13 protein-coding genes and 1 pseudogene are annotated in these 16,831 nt (G+C 65.0%); 6 read left to right on the top strand and 8 right to left on the bottom strand.

Annotated elements, in window-relative coordinates; genetic code table 11:
- Positions 1–76 precede the first annotated feature (76 nt).
- Both VGN66_RS18135 and VGN66_RS18130 read right to left on the bottom strand, forming a co-directional pair.
- A complete protein-coding gene (locus VGN66_RS18135; protein WP_327520177.1) occupies positions 77–952 on the bottom strand; it encodes a JmjC domain-containing protein in 876 nt (291 codons plus the stop codon).
- A complete protein-coding gene (locus VGN66_RS18130; RefSeq protein ID WP_327520176.1) occupies positions 949–1,878 on the bottom strand; it encodes a LysR family transcriptional regulator in 930 nt (309 codons plus the stop codon). Before VGN66_RS18130 ends, VGN66_RS18135 begins: the two co-directional genes overlap by 4 nt.
- Before the next feature lie 503 nt (positions 1,879–2,381).
- On the opposite strand from VGN66_RS18130, the gene VGN66_RS18125 reads away from it, so the two are divergent.
- Genes VGN66_RS18125 through VGN66_RS18110 form a run of 4 tightly spaced genes read left to right on the top strand, consistent with a single transcriptional unit; the run spans position 2,382 to position 6,360 of the window.
- On the top strand, positions 2,382–3,305 hold the full coding sequence (locus tag VGN66_RS18125) for a hypothetical protein (RefSeq protein ID WP_327520175.1): 924 nt from the start codon (positions 2,382–2,384) through the stop codon (positions 3,303–3,305).
- Positions 3,302–4,204 carry a sulfotransferase domain-containing protein gene (locus VGN66_RS18120; RefSeq protein ID WP_327520174.1) on the top strand — a complete coding sequence of 301 codons (903 nt, stop codon included), beginning with the start codon at positions 3,302–3,304 and terminating at the stop codon, positions 4,202–4,204. The genes VGN66_RS18125 and VGN66_RS18120 overlap by 4 nt, the downstream gene beginning before the upstream one ends.
- Positions 4,201–4,464: a PqqD family protein gene (locus tag VGN66_RS18115; protein WP_327520173.1), complete on the top strand. Its 264-nt coding sequence runs from the start codon at positions 4,201–4,203 to the stop codon at positions 4,462–4,464. The genes VGN66_RS18120 and VGN66_RS18115 overlap by 4 nt, the downstream gene beginning before the upstream one ends.
- A gap of 45 nt (positions 4,465–4,509) precedes the next feature.
- Positions 4,510–6,360 carry an asparagine synthase-related protein gene (locus VGN66_RS18110; RefSeq protein ID WP_327520172.1) on the top strand — a complete coding sequence of 617 codons (1,851 nt, stop codon included), beginning with the start codon at positions 4,510–4,512 and terminating at the stop codon, positions 6,358–6,360.
- A 142-nt stretch (positions 6,361–6,502) separates the two neighbouring features.
- Here VGN66_RS18110 and crtI read toward each other — a convergent pair whose 3' ends face one another.
- The 4 genes from crtI to VGN66_RS18090 form a co-directional block, all read right to left on the bottom strand.
- The gene (gene crtI / locus VGN66_RS18105) at positions 6,503–8,122 is read right to left on the bottom strand and encodes a phytoene desaturase family protein (protein ID WP_327520171.1); all 1,620 of its coding nucleotides are present in this window, start codon (positions 8,120–8,122) and stop codon (positions 6,503–6,505) included.
- Positions 8,123–8,139: 17 nt separating this feature from the next.
- Positions 8,140–9,039, bottom strand: a complete 900-nt coding sequence (locus VGN66_RS18100; RefSeq protein WP_327520170.1) for a beta-carotene 15,15'-dioxygenase, Brp/Blh family — start codon at positions 9,037–9,039, stop codon at positions 8,140–8,142.
- Positions 9,040–9,067: 28 nt separating this feature from the next.
- Complete coding sequence (locus tag VGN66_RS18095; RefSeq protein ID WP_327520169.1) at positions 9,068–9,841, bottom strand: bacteriorhodopsin-like; 774 nt, start codon at positions 9,839–9,841, stop codon at positions 9,068–9,070.
- A 252-nt stretch (positions 9,842–10,093) separates the two neighbouring features.
- Positions 10,094–10,717, bottom strand: a complete 624-nt coding sequence (locus VGN66_RS18090) for a LuxR C-terminal-related transcriptional regulator (RefSeq protein WP_327520168.1) — start codon at positions 10,715–10,717, stop codon at positions 10,094–10,096.
- Positions 10,718–10,949: 232 nt separating this feature from the next.
- On the opposite strand from VGN66_RS18090, the pseudogene VGN66_RS18085 reads away from it, so the two are divergent.
- Positions 10,950–12,011 (top strand): annotated as a pseudogene (locus VGN66_RS18085) (aldehyde dehydrogenase family protein); the annotation flags it as partial.
- Positions 11,962–12,696, top strand: coding sequence for an alpha/beta hydrolase (locus VGN66_RS18080; RefSeq protein WP_327520167.1), 735 nt, complete (start codon positions 11,962–11,964; stop codon positions 12,694–12,696). The pseudogene VGN66_RS18085 and the gene VGN66_RS18080, both read left to right, overlap by 50 nt.
- A gap of 82 nt (positions 12,697–12,778) precedes the next feature.
- On the opposite strand, the gene VGN66_RS18075 is transcribed toward VGN66_RS18080, so the two are convergent.
- The gene (locus VGN66_RS18075) at positions 12,779–14,695 is read right to left on the bottom strand and encodes a TonB-dependent receptor domain-containing protein (protein ID WP_327520166.1); all 1,917 of its coding nucleotides are present in this window, start codon (positions 14,693–14,695) and stop codon (positions 12,779–12,781) included.
- Positions 14,692–16,779: a TonB-dependent siderophore receptor gene (locus VGN66_RS18070; RefSeq protein WP_327520165.1), complete on the bottom strand. Its 2,088-nt coding sequence runs from the start codon at positions 16,777–16,779 to the stop codon at positions 14,692–14,694. Before VGN66_RS18070 ends, VGN66_RS18075 begins: the two co-directional genes overlap by 4 nt.
- Positions 16,780–16,831 lie beyond the last annotated feature (52 nt).

Raw genomic sequence — 16,831 nt, 5'->3', positions numbered from 1 at the left:
GGGGCGTGGTGCAACATCAGCGACCACTAAGCCCTCAGTTCCAGCGTTGGCGCGGGTTCGAGGGGCATCGGATCGCTTATTCGCCCTTCAGCTTTTGCGCCTGATGCATCTGCCTGAGCGCGCTTAGCGAAAGCCGCGCGATCCGATCGCTCAGCGCGCGCCGCAGGGTTTCGGTCACCGCTGCGGCATCTTCATCGCCGCGCAGAGGGGCGCGCGCATCCGGGGCGTCGGCAAGGTCGCGCACCAGCAGATCGAGTGCCCGCGCCACCGTGAGCGGCCAGATGAAGATGCCGATGTGCAGCGATCGGTCCCCGATCGTCTCACACCTGTGCCGGTAGCCGGCTGGAAGGAACAGGAAATCACCGGCGTTCAGCGTCAGGTCCATGAGGATCGGCGCCGCCGTGCGCGGCCCTTTCAGCGGGTTGAGGTACGGGATTGGATCCGGGGCAGGGTCCTGCTCGATCAGCCACCGCTTGCTGCCTTCGACCTGAAGGATCAGCAGATCCTCGCCATCATGGTGCGAGGGCAGGGCGCCGCCGCTTCCCGTGGTTGCGATCATGCCGGCGGTGACCCGCTCGCCCAGCTGTTCGGCCAGCGACGCGCACAGCGGCCCGAGCGCTGCGTGGTGGGGCTGGATCGCCTCGACGATCACGCTGCCGCCGGACCGCGTCACCGCTTCCAGTGCTTCGACGCGCAGGCGATTTCCGTCGCGGTAGAACCCTCCGGGCAGGATTTTGGAGCGCTGGGACAGCCGCAGCTTGCGGACCGGAACCTCGCCGCTCCGCAACGCGTCCATCAGGCTATCCCAGCCCGCAAGCCCTGCATAGCGATCGGCGGCATCGCCCACGACGTGATGCGGTTTGCGCTGGTGCAGCAGGGTCCGGAACGCTGCCATCGACAACGGCGCGATGATCTTCGCAAACGTCGCGGGCGCCTCACCCTGCGCGTTCATCCAGCAACGCCGGGCCGCGTGGTTCCGACCGGATGGGTTTCCTGCAGCCAGTTGAGGAACGCCGTGAACACCTGAGAGAATTTCCGGTCGCGACGGTGGATCAGGTTGATGTTCCATTCGGTCGGCGGGTCGAGTTCGACGGCCTTAACTTCGCCATCGGCGGCCGATTCGATGATCTCATCGTCGGCGAACCCGATCGCACCGCAGCGCCGCGCCATTTCGACGACGGTCCGCTGGGTCGACATTTCGTGCATGACCGAGGGGCGAACGCCAAAATCGTTCATCATCATATCCACCGCGAGCCGGATATTGTGCGGCTGGACCATCAGTACAAAGGCTTCGTCATGAAGCTCGCGAAAGTGCAGACGCTCCCGGTTGGCGAAGCGGTGGTCGTTCGGCACCGCGAGCTTCATGCGCCGCTGGCCGATGACCCGCGCTTCGAGATCGAACCCCTGCGGAGGCGAGCCGATGATCGCGCCCATATCGACTTCGCCGGTCAGGATGTCGTTGATGACCAATTCCGGGCGGGCCGCCTTGATATTGATGGCGACGCGGGGATGGGCGCGGGCGAAATCGCCCAGCAAATCACACAGCACGCCTTCCGCCACCACCGGGACCGCGACGGTGCGCAGCGTCCCCGGTAGCCCCTGCCGCAACTGCCCGATCGCGTGCTGAATCATGTTCAGCCCGGCGAAGTTGCGCTCCACCGATTCCAGCAGGACACTGCCCGCCTCGGTCAGCGTCATGCCATAGCGACCGCGATCGAACAGCGAAAAGCCGCATTGCTTCTCGAACGCGCTGATCGTGCGGGTGATGCTCGGCTGAGTCGAGTTCAACCGTTCCGCCGCGCGGGTGGCGGAGCCGGTTTCGGCGACAGTGCGGAACACTTCGAGGGTGCGGGCGTCAATCGGATGCATATCAGCCATGGTATGGGAGCTGCCAAAATCGGCATTTCTGGGGATAGTTAACCTGGGTTATGAGCCGGGTCCGAAACGACTGGCTCCCGCGAGGGGAGCCAGGTTGCGGCAAGGTCCTACCTGAAATGCGTCGATTTCGAAATCTGAATTGGCCGCCAACCGGCTAGGTCACGACGGGCCGAGGGTCCGGTTAAACTCGGGTACAAAGAACTCGGACGTGGACGAAAGTTTCTCCGTCGAATCCGAAATATCCGAGAAGATCAGGTCGGGCGATGTCCAAGGTTTCCGTCCAGTCTGTCCACCGGAGGCCGTTTCGCTATCCATTTTGTTTTCCATGGCCATGAATATCTCCCAAGCATCAATGCTAAACGTCGCTGTATATCTCAACTTGGTTGTGTTGCGTCAATTTAAAACTGTCACGCGTCGATCTTAATACATCGAACGCTAGAGCTTCTCTAATCAATTACTTTGGGAGTGGCGCGTGTTTGAGTCGATTATACCGGGCGGGGCGGATGAATAGCTATCGCGTGGCTGGCCTGACGATAGAAAGCGACATCGCGCTTCCCAGCCTGGTCGCAACCGCGCCTTCGGATTCCGCCGAAATCGCCATCCGCGAAAGCGAACTCCCCGAGACACTCGACGGCGCCACGTTCGTCGGACCGCGCTGGCAGATCGCCGAGGGTCGCTTCCTGATGGACCTGCCTGGCATCGTCCGGATGATGATGCTCGACGGACGCGAACTGCTTTACCAGGTCGCCGACGCCGCGGATCGCAAGGAAGCGGCAATCTTCGTGACCGGAACCGGCATCGGGATTCTTCTCCACCAGCGGCGCACCATCGTGCTGCATGCGAGCGCGGTGCGGGTGGGCGATCACGCGGTCTTGTTTTGTGGCGCGTCCGGCGCCGGCAAATCGACGATCGCGGCCGCGCTGTGCGAAACCGGGCTCGATCTGGTCTCTGACGATCTTTGCGCGATCGACCTGCGCGACGGCGCGGCGCCGATGGTCCATCCCGACGGGCGGCACCTCAAATTGTGGGAAGAGGCCACCGAGGGGCTGAACCTTAGCCATCGCAAGGGCGATGCCGTTCGGGACGCGATCCGCAAATTCTATGTTCAGCCGCGCGCCGCCAGCGGCACCGCGCTGCCGATCGCGGCGATCTACGCGCTGCGCGAAGCGCGGGGGCCATGGACGCCGGGGATCCACCTGCCCAACATCGTCGATGCGGCACTAATCATCCGTCACAATGCCTATCGCCCGTTGCTCGTTCGGCAGATGGACCAGATGCCGCTCTATTTCGAAGCAGCGGGCCGGCTTACCCGGTCGGTCGGCATCTACTCGCTCGCGCGCAAGCTGGATTTCGCGGAACTGCCCGCGGTGCTCGCATCGCTGCAGGCGCATTGGCGGAGCTTGGGCGTGACGGCGTGCGCGGCTTGAGGCGGTTCTGGCTGGCCTCCTATCCCAAGTCGGGCAGCACCTGGTTCCGGTTGCTGGTCGCCAATGTGACGCGCGCGGAGCCGGCCGATATCAACCGGCTGCCACCCACGCCCGCGATTGCCAGCCTGCGCGAGACCTTCGACAATCTGACACTGATCCCGTCCGGCCTGTTGACGCACGAGGAGTGCGATCTGCTGCGGCCCGAAGCCTATCGGGCGATGGCGCGGATGGCGGCCATAGGCCTGGACGACGAAGCACATGACGGGGCCGAGGATGCGACCTTCGTCAAGACTCACGATGCCTGGACGCAAACCGCGCAGGGGCAACCTCTGCTGGGGGGGGCGGAGGCCGCAGCGGGCGCGATCCTGATCGTCCGCGATCCGCGCGATATCGTTGCATCGCTCGCCAGCCACCATGCTGCGCCGCTTGACGACACCATCGATTTCATGGGCGACCGGCACGCAGTCTATTGCGGCAGGACCGACCGGCTGAGCCGACAATTTCGCCAACGCCTGCTCGACTGGAGCGACTTCAACACAAGTTGGCTCGACCAGTGCGACATCCCGGTCCACCTGATCCGCTACGAAGACATGAAGGAAGATGCCGCCGGCGTGCTGGCCCGCGCGCTGGCGTTTGCAGGCGTAAAGGTGTCGCCCGAAGCCGCCGAACGCGCCGCGCGCTTCGCGCAATTCGACGGGCTCAAGACACAGGAGCTGGCGTCCGGCTTCGCCGAAGCGCCGCGTCCGCATGCCGAGAGAAACTTCTTCCGCAAAGGCGTCGCGGGCGGCTGGCATGAGGAGCTCAGCGCCGCGCAGGCAGCGCGGATCGAATCCTGTCACGCCGCGATGATGGCGCGGCTCGACTATCAAATCGCGGAAGAACGAAGGAGATGTGCATGATCCGGCGGAGTGGCGAATGGCTCACGAACGATTTGGGCGACGCGCTGATGATGATGAACATCGATCGCGGCACCTATGTCGGAATGAACGCGGTGGGCGCGCGTATCTGGGAATTGATCGAGGCGCCGCGTGACATCGGCGATCTGTGCGATGACCTGGTCGTGGAATTCGACATCGACGCCGCCACCTGCCGCAACGATGTCGAGATCTTCGTCCAAAAGCTGGAGCAACACGGTCTCGCAAGCGTGACGCACGGCTGAGCGGTCTTGAGCGCAGTCTTTGGCCTCTTGCGCCGCGACGGGGCGATGGCCGCGGCACGCGACCTTGACCGCATGGCGAACGCGCTGGCGCATTTCGCGCGCGACGGCTGCGACACCGTGGTGCTGGGGGAATTGGGTCTGGGCGTCTGCCGGACGGTGCTGCGCGCGTGCGACCTGCGCGATCTGCAGCCCGTCAGCGATTCCGCAGGGCATATCACGCTCGCCGCGTCGGTCCGGCTGGACGCGCGCGAATCGCTCGGTGCGGAACTCGGGATCGATGCAGGCCAGCTTGCGCAACTGCCGGACAGCGCGCTCCTGCTGCAGGCGTATCTGTGCTGGGGCGATGACTTTGCGACCCGGCTGCTGGGCGATTTCGTCATTGCGATCTGGGACGAACGCCGCCGCCGCCTGCTGCTGGTGCGGGATCATATGGGCCAGCGTGATCTGTTTTATCATCTTGGCGAGGACATGCTGGCGTTCGCGCCTGACATTGCCGGTCTCTGGGCATTGCCGGAAGTGCCGCGCGCGCTGGATGACGCGATGCTGTGCAGCGCGCTGACGCAGGAGTTTGTCGCGCCTCCCGGTGCTACGCTGTTCGCCGGCATCCAGACACTGGCCGGAGGACATATGCTGATCGCCGAGCCGGGACGTCCGCCGGTGATCCGCTGCTATTGGGAGCCGGCTGCCGATCCAGTGCATCTCGACCGCGATGAAGCCTATTTTGTCGAAGCCTATGCGCGCGTGCTGGGGGAGGCGGTTGCCGACCGGCTGGCCGGGCTGTCGCACGCGCCGGGAATGCTGCTGAGCGGCGGCTACGACAGTGGCGCCATCGCCGGACTGGCGCGCGCGCCGCTGGCCCGTTCGGGCCAGCAGATGACTGCCGCCGCATCGGTGATGCCGCCCGGCTATTCGGGGACAATCCGCCACTCCGGGCCGTGGGTCGGTCTGTGCGAACGGGACATGCCGTGGATGTCGGTGCGGCGGGTGACGCGGGAAGGGCTCGATCCTCTCGAAGCGATGACGACCCGGCTGGCGGAGCGCCACCCGTTACCCTCACCCTATGGGGCGGTGAACGATGCCCTGTACGGTGAGTTGGCAGCGGCGGGCGTAAGGCTGGCGATGGACGGGCATGGCGGCGACTACACGCTCAATCCGCTGGGGAGCGCCGCGCTTGCCCGGTGGCTGGCGGCCGGCCGGCTTCGCCGCTTCTGGCGCGAACTGCGTGCGCATCGGCGATTGACGGGGCAATCGATCGCCGCGGCGTTGCGGCGTGAAGTGGTTCCGCGGCTTCTTCCCAAATGGATCCGGCGCTGGCGAATGCGGCGAAGCGCAGGGCCGGGCCTCGCTGTGCAGCCGGCTTTTGTGGCAAGTGTTGCACCGCCATCGCGACGCGCGCTGCCCGACCTGACCGACATGCACGGGCCGATGCTGGCGACGCTGAACCGCGTTCGAAGCGGGAGCGGCAGCGCCGCCGCCTATGCCCGTCACGGTCTGATTCTCACCCGGCCATTCCACGACAAGCGCGTGGTCGAACTGGCATTGGCGATCCCGCAGGACCTGTACGTGAAAGATGGGCGCAACCGCTACCTCGCCTGCCAGGCGTTGCAGCACATCTATCCGCGCGAGTTTCAGCAGCGCGGGCGGCGGCGGGACGATCTGTTCCCCGATTTCCAGGCGGCGATCCATCGCGCCAAGCCGGAGATTCTGGCGGACATCGCCCGCATGGAGGCATCCGCGTCGCTCACGGCGATGATCGATTTTCCGCGACTTCGGGCGCTGCTCCACGCGCGCGGCGCCGATGATCACAATTCAGGCTGGGAGGCGGAGACCCATGCGGCAATGAACGCCTATTCGATCGCCCGCTATGTCGAATGGTTTCGCCGCGACAATCGCTGATCGATAGGGGGCGGACTTCGCCTGCGACCCGATCGTCGCGTTCATGGCCAAGCAATGCGGGTACCGAACCCGATCAGTCCGCTGACGGAGGGCGGACCAGCGCCCCACTTCAGCCGACCGACCAGATCCGTTCGGCGGATCGCTAGCCGGGCATCCCCGCGACGATCTGCGGATCGACCGCATAATCACGCGCAATCTCTCGCGCCGTCATTTTGGCAGACATCATCACCGACGGCGTGCCGCCGCCGGGCTGAGTGCCCTGTCCGACGAGATAGAGGTTGGTGACGTCCTCGCTGCGATTGTGCGGGCGGAAAAAGGCGGTCTGCGTCAGCCGCGGTTCGACGCCGAAGCCGTTGCCGGCATAGGCGCCGAGCGTCTGCTCGAAATAATCGGGCGTGACGAAGCTGCGATAGACCAGCCGCTCGCGCAGGCCCGGGATGTAGCCGCGGTCATCAAGGAAGTTCAGCACCTTCTCCGCAAACCCTTCGCCGACCGCATCCCAATCCACATCGCCCAGCGTGTTGGGCACCGGGATCAGCGTGTAGGCGGCGTGATGGCCCGGCGGCGCAAGGCTCGGGTCGGTCAGCGTCGGGATATGCAGATATTGCGAGAAGTCCTCAGCGAGAATCTTGCGCTCGAAAATGTCGGTCAGCAATTCCTCGTAGCGCGGGCCGAGAATGATATTGTGGTGCCGCAGATCGGGGTCGCCCTCGCGCTGTTCATAGCCGAAGTAGATCACCATCAGCGACATGCTCTGCTTGCGGAACTTGACCACCGCGTCGCGATTGATCTGCCGGTGCGCCTTGTCGACGAGCTTGAGATAGGTGGTCGCGTAATCGGCGTTGGAGACGACAAGATCGGCCGCCAGCGTCTCGCCCGATGCCAGCGTCACGCCGGTTGCGACACGCTTGCCCGCGCGCTTCTCGACCTCGATCCGCGCGACTTCGGCATTGAGTTGCACGATGCCGCCCAGTTCCTCGAACTTGACGACCAGCGCGCGGACCAGTGCGCCGGTGCCGCCGATCGCATAATGGACGCCCCAGGTCTTCTCGACGAAATGGATCATCGCATAGATTGCGGGGACTTTCAGCGGATTGCCGCCGATCAGCAGCGGCTCGAAGCTGAACACCTGCCGCATCTTGTCGCTCTTGAAGTACTTGCTGACCAGCGAGAATAGCGGCTGGACCGCGCCGAGCTTGAGCAGGTCCGGGACGACCTTGAGCATCGACCCCAGGCTGCCGAAATAGGTATAGCCGAGTTCGAGGAACCCGCGCTGAAAGATCGCGCGCGCGGCCTCGTGGAAGCGCTCATAGCCCTCCAGATCCTCGGGCGCGAGCCGCGCGATCTGCGCGCGCACGTTCACCGGGTCGGCATCGTAATCGAAGAAGCTGCCGTCGTCGAAATAGATGCGGTAGAATGGCAGGATCGGCACGATCTCGAGATAGCGGCTGGTGTTGGGGCCGCCGCTGATGCCGCTGACGATGCGCTGCCCCTCGCCCAGCACGTCGTCCGGAAAGTCGGGCGCCGTCAGCATCGCTGTGTCGCGTTCCAGCGCGAACAGTTCCTCGATGAAGTGCGGCACGGTCAGCACGGTCGGCCCCATGTCGAAGGTGAAGCCCTCGGCGCGGCGGACATAGGCGCGCCCGCCGACATCATCGAGCTGTTCGACGATGCGGGTGTCGAAGCCCAGGCTTTGCAGGCGGATCGCGCAGGCAATGCCGCCGATGCCGGAGCCGATCACGATCGCTGTACGACGGGTCATAAATTCGCGGTCTTTTCTTAAGAGAGAGGGGCGGAAGCCAGCCGCCGTTCGATCCACCGCGACAGCAGCAGATGCGGCACCGCCACCGATGCCAGCAATTGAAAGGCCTGTGCAACCACGATCGGGTCGAAATGCGCCGGCGCCATGGCGCGCAGCCCCAACCAGCCCAGCAGGGCGAGGCCCGACAGCAACGCGCCGGTGCCGATCCAACGCGCCAGCGTCATGTCGTGCAACCGCGCGCGCGCCTGCGCCAGGTGGCGGGGCGAGTGGAGGAAGGCGAAGAACAGCGCGAAGCCCATGACGGGCGGCAGAACCACGAGCAGCACGAGACACAGGCTCATCGCGACTGCCCAGGACAGGCTGCCCTCGCGCCACGCAAGGGCGATGCCGACTGCGGTGACAAGCAACGCGACGGGCGCAGCCGCGGTGATGACCTGAGCGATCACTGCCGCGCGCGGATCGCTCATCGCGACGAACAGCGCCGCAACCTCGGCGGGATGGCCGATCGTCGCCGCCGCAATCACCGCCGCGCCGGCCGCAACCCGCAGCAGCGGATCCTGAAGCATCGGCCAGTCCTCGCCGAAATGCACTGCAGCCGCCGCAAGGAACAGGATCAGCGCGACGAGCGGCACGCTCATCCACAGGAAGACCATCAGCAGGGCGATTGCGACATAACCGCCAACCGCGAGCCCCATCCCAATTCGGTCCAGCGCGACCGAACGCCGCAACAAGGCAATGTCATAGGCGCCGTGCGGCAGCCCGCCGCCGATGAACACGATCGTCGCAATCGCCATCGCCGCCGGTTGATCCAGCGGCACACCGAGCAGCGTCAGCCCGATCAGCAGCGCCGCGGCGAGCCAATAGGCCGGATACACGACGTCGCCGCGCCCGATGGGGGCACGGCGACGCTCTGACACGCGTGGGTAAGCAAGTGCTGCCATGGGATCAGGCAGCATAGCCCTTATGCCCACCGGCCTCGGCCTCAACCTCCGACTTGCGGACCGCGATCAGGAAGATCAGGATCCCGAGACCAGCCTTGGCGACGATATCCGCGATCGTATAGCCGATCTGGATCGTCGTGGTGACGGTGCCGCCCGTCAGGCCGGCATAGGGGGCCATATAGACGATCGGATAGAAGCCCCATGAGGCGAAGGTCAGCAGGCGTGCCTTGCGCACCAGGTTCTGGGCGCTGGCCGGCTGTTGCGCGATCGACTTGCCGAGCCCGCTGAACAGCTCCCACACGATGTACAGGAACGGGATCGCCGACAGGGTGCCCCACAGGACGCGCGTCGGAATGTCGTTCGAGATCTCGCCCGGATAACCCAAAATGATCATCAGCGCGGCAGCCGTGCCGAGACGGAGCGACTTGGACATGGTTTCCTCGCGCGACAGGCGCATGACCAGCACCAGCTCGATCAGCAGCAACGGCACCGTCAGCAGCCAGTCGACGTAGCGATAGGCATCGTTGAACGCGAAGGGGGTTGCGGTGACCACCCCGTCGCCGAACGTATAGGCGGCGATCCAGCTCTCGAAGATGCGCCAATAGTGATAGGCGGCGATGGCGGTAACCAGTCCGGAAATGGTCAGCGCGGTGCGATACGCCGGCGCGACTTGCGATCGGCTCAACCACAGAAACGCGGTTGCCGCGGCCATCGTCGCAAAGGTAAAGGAAAAGGCGTTGTAGATCAGGGAATATTGAAAGGGTGTCACGATATCCATCGAACTCTCCATCGCATTGATCCCCGGCACGGGTGCGCCGGGCAGGGATGATGCGGGATGCCACTCAACCACGCTGAGACGCCCTGTATCTCCCGATCCTTCGTCACAGCGGCACCGGAACTGGCGATGATGCCCAGCCGCGCACCGGGTTGCTGAACCGGGTGCGGCAACGCCACTGCGGCGATTGGACAGAATTAGATTGGGGCGGGTGTCCCGGCGATACGGACTTTGTGCCGTATCGGCGGCAGCGCCTTACAGGCCGGCTTCCACGGCAAGCCGGATAAGGTCTGCGGTCGAATGCAGGCCGAGCCGGTTCATCAGGATCGCGCGGTGCATCTTGACGGTCTTTTCCGCCAGATTGAGCTCCGCCGCGATCTGTTTGTTGAGCAAGCCGTTTGCGACGAACTTCAGGATCTGCCCCTGGCGCGGCGACAATGCCTTGACCATTTCGGCGGCCCGAATCCGCCGCATGCTCGACGGTGTTGCCCCATCGGCATCGATCTCGACTTGCGATCCCAGGAAATACAGCAGAGCGTCCTGTTCGTCGTAGATCGGCGCGACCAGGACGGCATTGCGGAACGGTTGCCCGTTGCGCTTGTAGTTGAGGATTTCGACAAGCACCGGACGATGCTCGCGAACGCCTCGGCGGATCTCTTCGGTCAGCCAGGGTTCGGTCGCCGGCCCCGACAGGAAACGGCAGTTCCGCCCGACCACCTCGTCGGCGGGATAGCCGGTCAACTCGCAAAAGGCGGTGTTGCACGCGACGATGGGATTATCCGGAAGCCGTGGATCGCTGATGACCGATGGTATCGGACTGTCGGTCACGAGCCGGACGTGACGATTCTCGGCGAGAAGAATGTTCGTCCCTTGAGCCATGTCAGCAGCATGTTGCTATCATCGCTGGCATCATAGCGGCGGCGCGACGCGATTACACCCGAATTAACGTCCGGCAGGTGGATAGGGGGCGGTTCGATTTGGGGGAGGGTGCCTGAACCGCGACCCGACATGAAGTCGCACCAATCCTCATCGGTGGTTCGCGCCAGTCCAAGACACGCCGTGACCGCGACGATAGCCTGCCAACAGATGCCCTGAACGTGGCACGACTGAAATGGAGAGACGGGTGCTCGAACGGCGTTTTGCGATGCTCATTGACGGTGAAGCCGTTCATGGCACCTCCAGCTTCGAGGTGAACAACCCCGCAACCGCGGCGGCGTTCGCCATCTGCCCGAAAGCGGATCAGGCGTTGGCGGATCGGGCGGTCGCCGCTGCCAAAACGGCGTTTCCTGCATGGGCGGCGCTCCCCATTGAAACCCGCGCTGGCGCAGTCGCCAAACTGGCCGACGACATGGAGGCGCGCGCATCCGAATTTGCGAGCCTTCTGACTGCCGAGCAGGGCAAGCCGCTTGATCAGGCGATGTTCGAAGTGATGGCCAGCGTCTTCACGCTGCGCGCCTTCGCGGCGATGCGCCCCGAAACGAAGATCCTGAAGGATGAACCCGGGCATCGGGTAATCGAGCATCGCACGCCACTGGGCGTCGTGGTGGCGATCACGCCGTGGAATTTCCCACTGGTCCTGGCGATGAACAAGATCGGACCGGCGCTCGTCACCGGGAACACCGTCGTGCTGAAGCCAGCGCCGACCACCCCGCTCACCAGCCTGTTGTTCGGCGAGCTGTGCGCGCAGGCGCTCCCGCGCGGCGGCTTTAACGTGATTTGCGACCAGAATGATCTGGGCGCGCATCTGACGGCGCATCGCGATGTCGCAAAGGTCGCGTTCACCGGTTCGACTGCGACCGGAAAGAAGGTGCTGGGGTCGTCCGCAGAAAGCCTGAAGCGCGTCACGCTGGAGCTGGGTGGCAATGATGCTGCGATCGTGCTGGACGATGTTCCTCCGGCGGTTGCCGCACGCAAGGTCTTCGCCGGCGCGATGGCGAATGCGGGTCAGATCTGCGTCGCGATCAAGCGCGCCTATGTCCCCGAGGCGATGTATGACGCGTTTTGCGACGAGATCGCGGCGATCGCGCGTAGCACCATCGTTGACAACGGCGCGAACCAGGGCGCACAAATCGGCCCTGTGCAGAACCTGGCTCAATTCGAGAAGATCAAGGCGCTGCTCGCCGATGCGCAGGAGCGTGGCACGGTCGTGGCCGGCGGGCAGGCGCTCGACCGGCGGCGGGTTTGTCATCGGCAACCTTCAAACGCATGATTCCTTCTGCACCTGGCTCGCCGATCGCACCGGATTACCGGTCCTTGCCTTCGATTATCGCCTTGCGCCGGAGCATCCCTTTCCCGCTGCCGTCGATGATGCAGAAGCGGTGGCGCGATGGGTCGCCACTGCGCCGGAAGATCTCGGCGTTCAGCCCTCCGCCCTGATCACCTGCGGCGACAGCGCCGGGGCGAACCTGGCAGCGGTCGTCGCGCAAGCGCTATGGGATTTCCCCGCGCGGATCGAGGTCGTTTCGCAATGGCTGCTCTACCCCTATGTCGGCGCAGGGCTTGACTGGCCGTCGGTCGATCACTTTGCCGACGGCTATCTCATTTCGCGTGAGGCGATGAAATGGTTCGATGCGCAGTACGCCGCGCCCGCCGATTCCATCCGTCACAACCTTTTCCAGGCCCCCGGTTCAGCGACGCCATTGCTGCTGATGACCGCCGAGCTGGATCCGCTCCGTGATCAGGGGCGGCGCTATGCGGAACGCGAACAGGCGGCCGGGCGGCAGGTCTGTTGGTTGGAAGCGTCCAGGATGATTCACGGCTTCATCAACCTCAGAGCCGCGCTTCCTTCCACGGCGAATGACCTGGAGGCCTTCGTCGCGTCGGGAATGGCAATGCTGCGCGACCGCGACATCGTTTAAGGCGGGAAGCTCGCCCGCCGGGCAACGCGCCGCATCGGTTTGCATGTGCGCTGCTTTTCTCATCACCCAATCGCGCTAGCTCTCAAAAGTCCGCCGTCACCGACAGGTTTGCGCGCCGTCCTTGCAGCAGGGTAAAACCGCCCCCGCTGCCGACGCGCCAGCCGAATACGTCACCGACGTTACGCAGCTGTGCGCGGATCACCACCGGGGTGCGGCTGACCCTGGTGCGATAACGCGCGCCCAGATCCACAATCGCGCGGGCGGGCAGGTAGAGCGTGTTCGCGGCGTTGGCGACGCGTCGATCCTCGAACGTCGCGCGGATGTCGAACGACACTGCCGGAAGGAATGGCAGCCGATAGTCGAGGCTGCTGTCGACCAACACGCTGGTGCGCCCGATCGGCTTCGTCCCGATCCGGCCATCGTCCACCGCCTGACCCGTGACGCGCGGATCGAGCCACACGGCTCCCGCCACCAGGCTGAGCCCGGCCACGGGCTGGCCGGAGAGCGAGCCCTCGACGCCGCGATGCGTGACCTCACCCAGCTGACGAAATACGCCGTCGCGGCGGTCGATTTCGAAATAGGGTTTGGCGATGTCAAAGGCTGCGGCGGTCAACCGCCAGGTTCCGGGGAGTGCATAACGCAGCCCCAATTCGACCTGTCGCGTGCGCAGTGCGGGCAGCGCCTCACCGCGATTGACGGCGGCATTGGGCGCCACGCCATTTTCCTCCAGCCCGCGCGTGGTGGCGGCATAGAGGGTGAGCCGGTCGCTCGGGGTGAGCGCGAGCCCGGCGTTCCATAGCCAGGGCCGATCCTGCTGGACCGTCGCGGGTACGCCCGGCACGCGCACCTCCTTGCGATAGTCGCTGCGGGTCAGGCCGAGATTGAGTTCGCCGAGCTTCGGCCAGCGCAGCTCGTAACCGACCGCCAGGCTGCTCTGGCGCACGCGGTCATCGGTGCGTTCGCCAAAGTCGAAATCGAGCGGCGCGACCGGATCGGCGACACCGATCGTCCCGGCGCCCAGATCGGCGAGATCATAGCCGCCATAAAGCTGCTCCATGTCGCGCGCCCGGACCGAGGCGAGCAGGCGGTGGCGGCGTGGTCCCTCCGCAAACACCCGGCTGACGCGCAGCTCGCCCGAGGTCGATGCGCTCACCTGATCGCGCCCGGCAATCAGGAAGGAGCGGCCATCGCCGTTGCGATCCACCCCGTCGATATAGGCCGAGTAATAGGAGTCGCGCGTAACGCTGCTGTTGAACGCTCCTGCGGCGATCTGCCAGCTGCCGAGTGTCGCCTTGACGATCCCACCGTAATTCTGCGCATGGCCGCTCCCGTCGGCCCAGTCCTGCCCGTAGAAACGCCGCTGTTCGATCCGATCGGGCAGATAGGCGCCAGCGGTGTAGATGACCGGCGCCTGCTCCTCGTCGCCATAATCATAGCGGCCATAGAGCCCGGTCAGTTCGACGCCGGCGGCCGGGCGCCAGCGCGCGACGCCGCCATAGCTGCGGAACCAGGCGCTTGCCCCGCTTACATATTCGTCGTCGAACAGCCCGAAGCCGAGATCGACCCCGAAGCGATCGGAGACTGGAATCGCCGCGTTCACGACCAGATCCGGCCCGAGATATTCGCCGCTGCGCGCCTCGACACTGACCACCGGTCGCGTGCCGACGCGGCGCAACTCCATGTCGACGATGCCGGTCGGGGCGGGGAGGGGATAGCCGAACGACGTCAGCCCGAGCCGGACCGTGGACCCGCGCACGATGACGTCGGTGACGCCGCCCTGCTCGTCGAAATACAGCCCCTCAATCCGGTTGTTGCCCGCCGCAGTCGCGCTGAATCCGCGCACCTCGCCGCTGGCATAGATGCCGATCGATTCATTTCCGACGCTCTTGCCGAACCCGTCCTCGGCCTCAAGCACCGCATTTTCGTCCGCGCGCTGCGCCTGTGCGGGGGTGGCCCAGATCGCGACCGCCGCCAGCACCGCCTTGCCCGCGTGCTTCACAGCGCCACCGCAAGTCGCGCGCGGATCGTGCGCGGTGCGCCCGGCGTGATCCACACAGTGCTGTAGCTGCTTTCGGAATAGACTGCGTCGAACAGATTTTCGGCATCGAGATGCAGGCTCAGCGCCTTGTTTACGCGATAGGACAGGTTGACGCGCGCGGTGACGTAATCGTCGAGCATGAATCCGCTGGCGACATCGTCGCCCGGCCGCTCGCCGACATAGGTGAGGCCGGCACCGACGCCCCACGATCCACGCTCGCGCCCGCCGGATTGCCAATGGCCGTACATTGCACCGCTATGTTTGGGGACGTTGGACAGGCCGCTGCCGACCAGCGCCGGACGGGTGTCGGCGATCACCTTGGCGTCCGTATAGGCATAGACCGCGGTCAGGGTCAGCCGGTCGTCCATCGCATAGTTGAGATCGGCCTCGACCCCCTTGCTGCGTGCGCGACCGGTGGCGACGCTGAAACCGCTATTGGCCGGATCGGCGACGAGTACATTGTCCTTGGTGATGCGATAGACCGAGACGGTGCCGGTCAGCTTCTTGTCCGCCAGCGCGAACTTGACGCCGCCTTCCAATGCCTCGCCGCGCTCGGCCGCGAAGGGGTTGGACGCGACATCGACGCCCTGATTGAACCGGAACGACTTGCCCCAGCTGACATAGGCTGAAACCTGCGCGCTCGGCGCGAAGGTAAAGGCGGCGCGCGGCGAAGTGGCCGAGGGCGACTGGCGATCGGTGCGCCCGTTGCGATAATTGACATTCTCCTGCCGGATCCAGTCGTGCCGGATGCCGAGCAGCAGCGAGAAATGCTTGCCCAGCGTCAGCAGATCCTGCGCATAGAGGCTCTCGCCACGCAGCTGTTCGAGCAGGTCCTGGTTGAGCGTCGCGACCGGCTTGGGCTGGCCATAGACCGGGTTGAAGATGTCGATGTCATAGGGCGTCGCCGCGCTGGGGCTGAAGCGCCAGAAGATGCGCCGCTGGTCATAGCTGAACGCATCGCCGCCGACGCGGAATTGATGGTCGATCCCGGCAAGGCTGCCATTGGCGCTCAGCTCGATGCGACCCGCCACGTCCTCCCAACTATAATCATGGACGCGCAGCTGGCGACGCAGCCGCGTCCCGACCAGCGCGCTGTTGTGGGTCGACTGGCCGACCATCGATCCGTCACGATACTGGACCCCGGCCTCGAGTGCGATTCCCTCGGCCAGGTCGATCGTGACGCTGCCCTGATGCTGGGTGGTCCGCTGCTCGATCTGGCCGTCATTCGGCTCGCCCAGGAACCGTTCACGCGGCAGCGCCTTGGCATCGCCATTGACGGCGACGAGCCCGCGATCATGGGTGAAATGCACCAGATTATATTCGAGCTGGTAGAGGAAGCGGACGCTGTCGCCCGCCCGAGCGCTGAGCGATGGCGCGATCAGCAGCCGGTCGCTGGGCGTGAAGTCCCGGAAGCCATCGCTGGTCTGATAAACGCCGATCACGCGCGCGGCGATGCCGTCGGACGCGGGACCGCCAATGTCGAACATGCCGCGCGCGGTGTCGAAGCTGCCATAGGACAGCTCACCCCCGGCGTGGAACCGGTCCAGCGGCGCCTTGGTCACGATATTGATCGATCCCCCGGGCTCGCCCTTGCCCGACAGCGCCGATGCCGGCCCCTTCAGTACCTGAAAGCTCTCGACCGTCGCAACATCGCGCCGCGCGTTGAAGCCGCGATTGGCGCCGAAGCGGTTGATCAGCAGGTCCGGCCCCTGGTTGATGTCGCCCGAAAAGCCGCGGATCGCGTAGGCGTCCCACGCCCCGCCAAAGCTGTTCTGACGCGCCATGCCCCCGGCAAGGTCGAACAGCTGCGACAGATCGACAAAGCCAGCCTGGTCGACCAGTTCGGCGCCGAGCAGGCGGACATTCTGCGGCAGCAGCAACGGATCGACATCCAGCCCGTTGATGCTGGCGTTCGCCACGCGCGATCCGGTGATCGTCACCTCATCGTCGCGCTGTTCCTCGACCGGCGGCGCGTCATTTGCCCATGCCGACCCCATCGGCATCGCCGCCGACGCCAGCAACAATCCCACCCCGAAACTACGCATTTGACCCCCATGTGATAATGTATCGTCGGCGCGTCTAGTCGGAGTGAACGCG

This window comes from Sphingomonas sp. (genome assembly GCF_035998645.1).
Lineage (GTDB): Bacteria > Pseudomonadota > Alphaproteobacteria > Sphingomonadales > Sphingomonadaceae > Sphingomonas.
The sequence above is the reverse complement of the archived record's forward strand: the minus strand, read 5'-3'. Positions and strand labels throughout refer to the sequence as shown.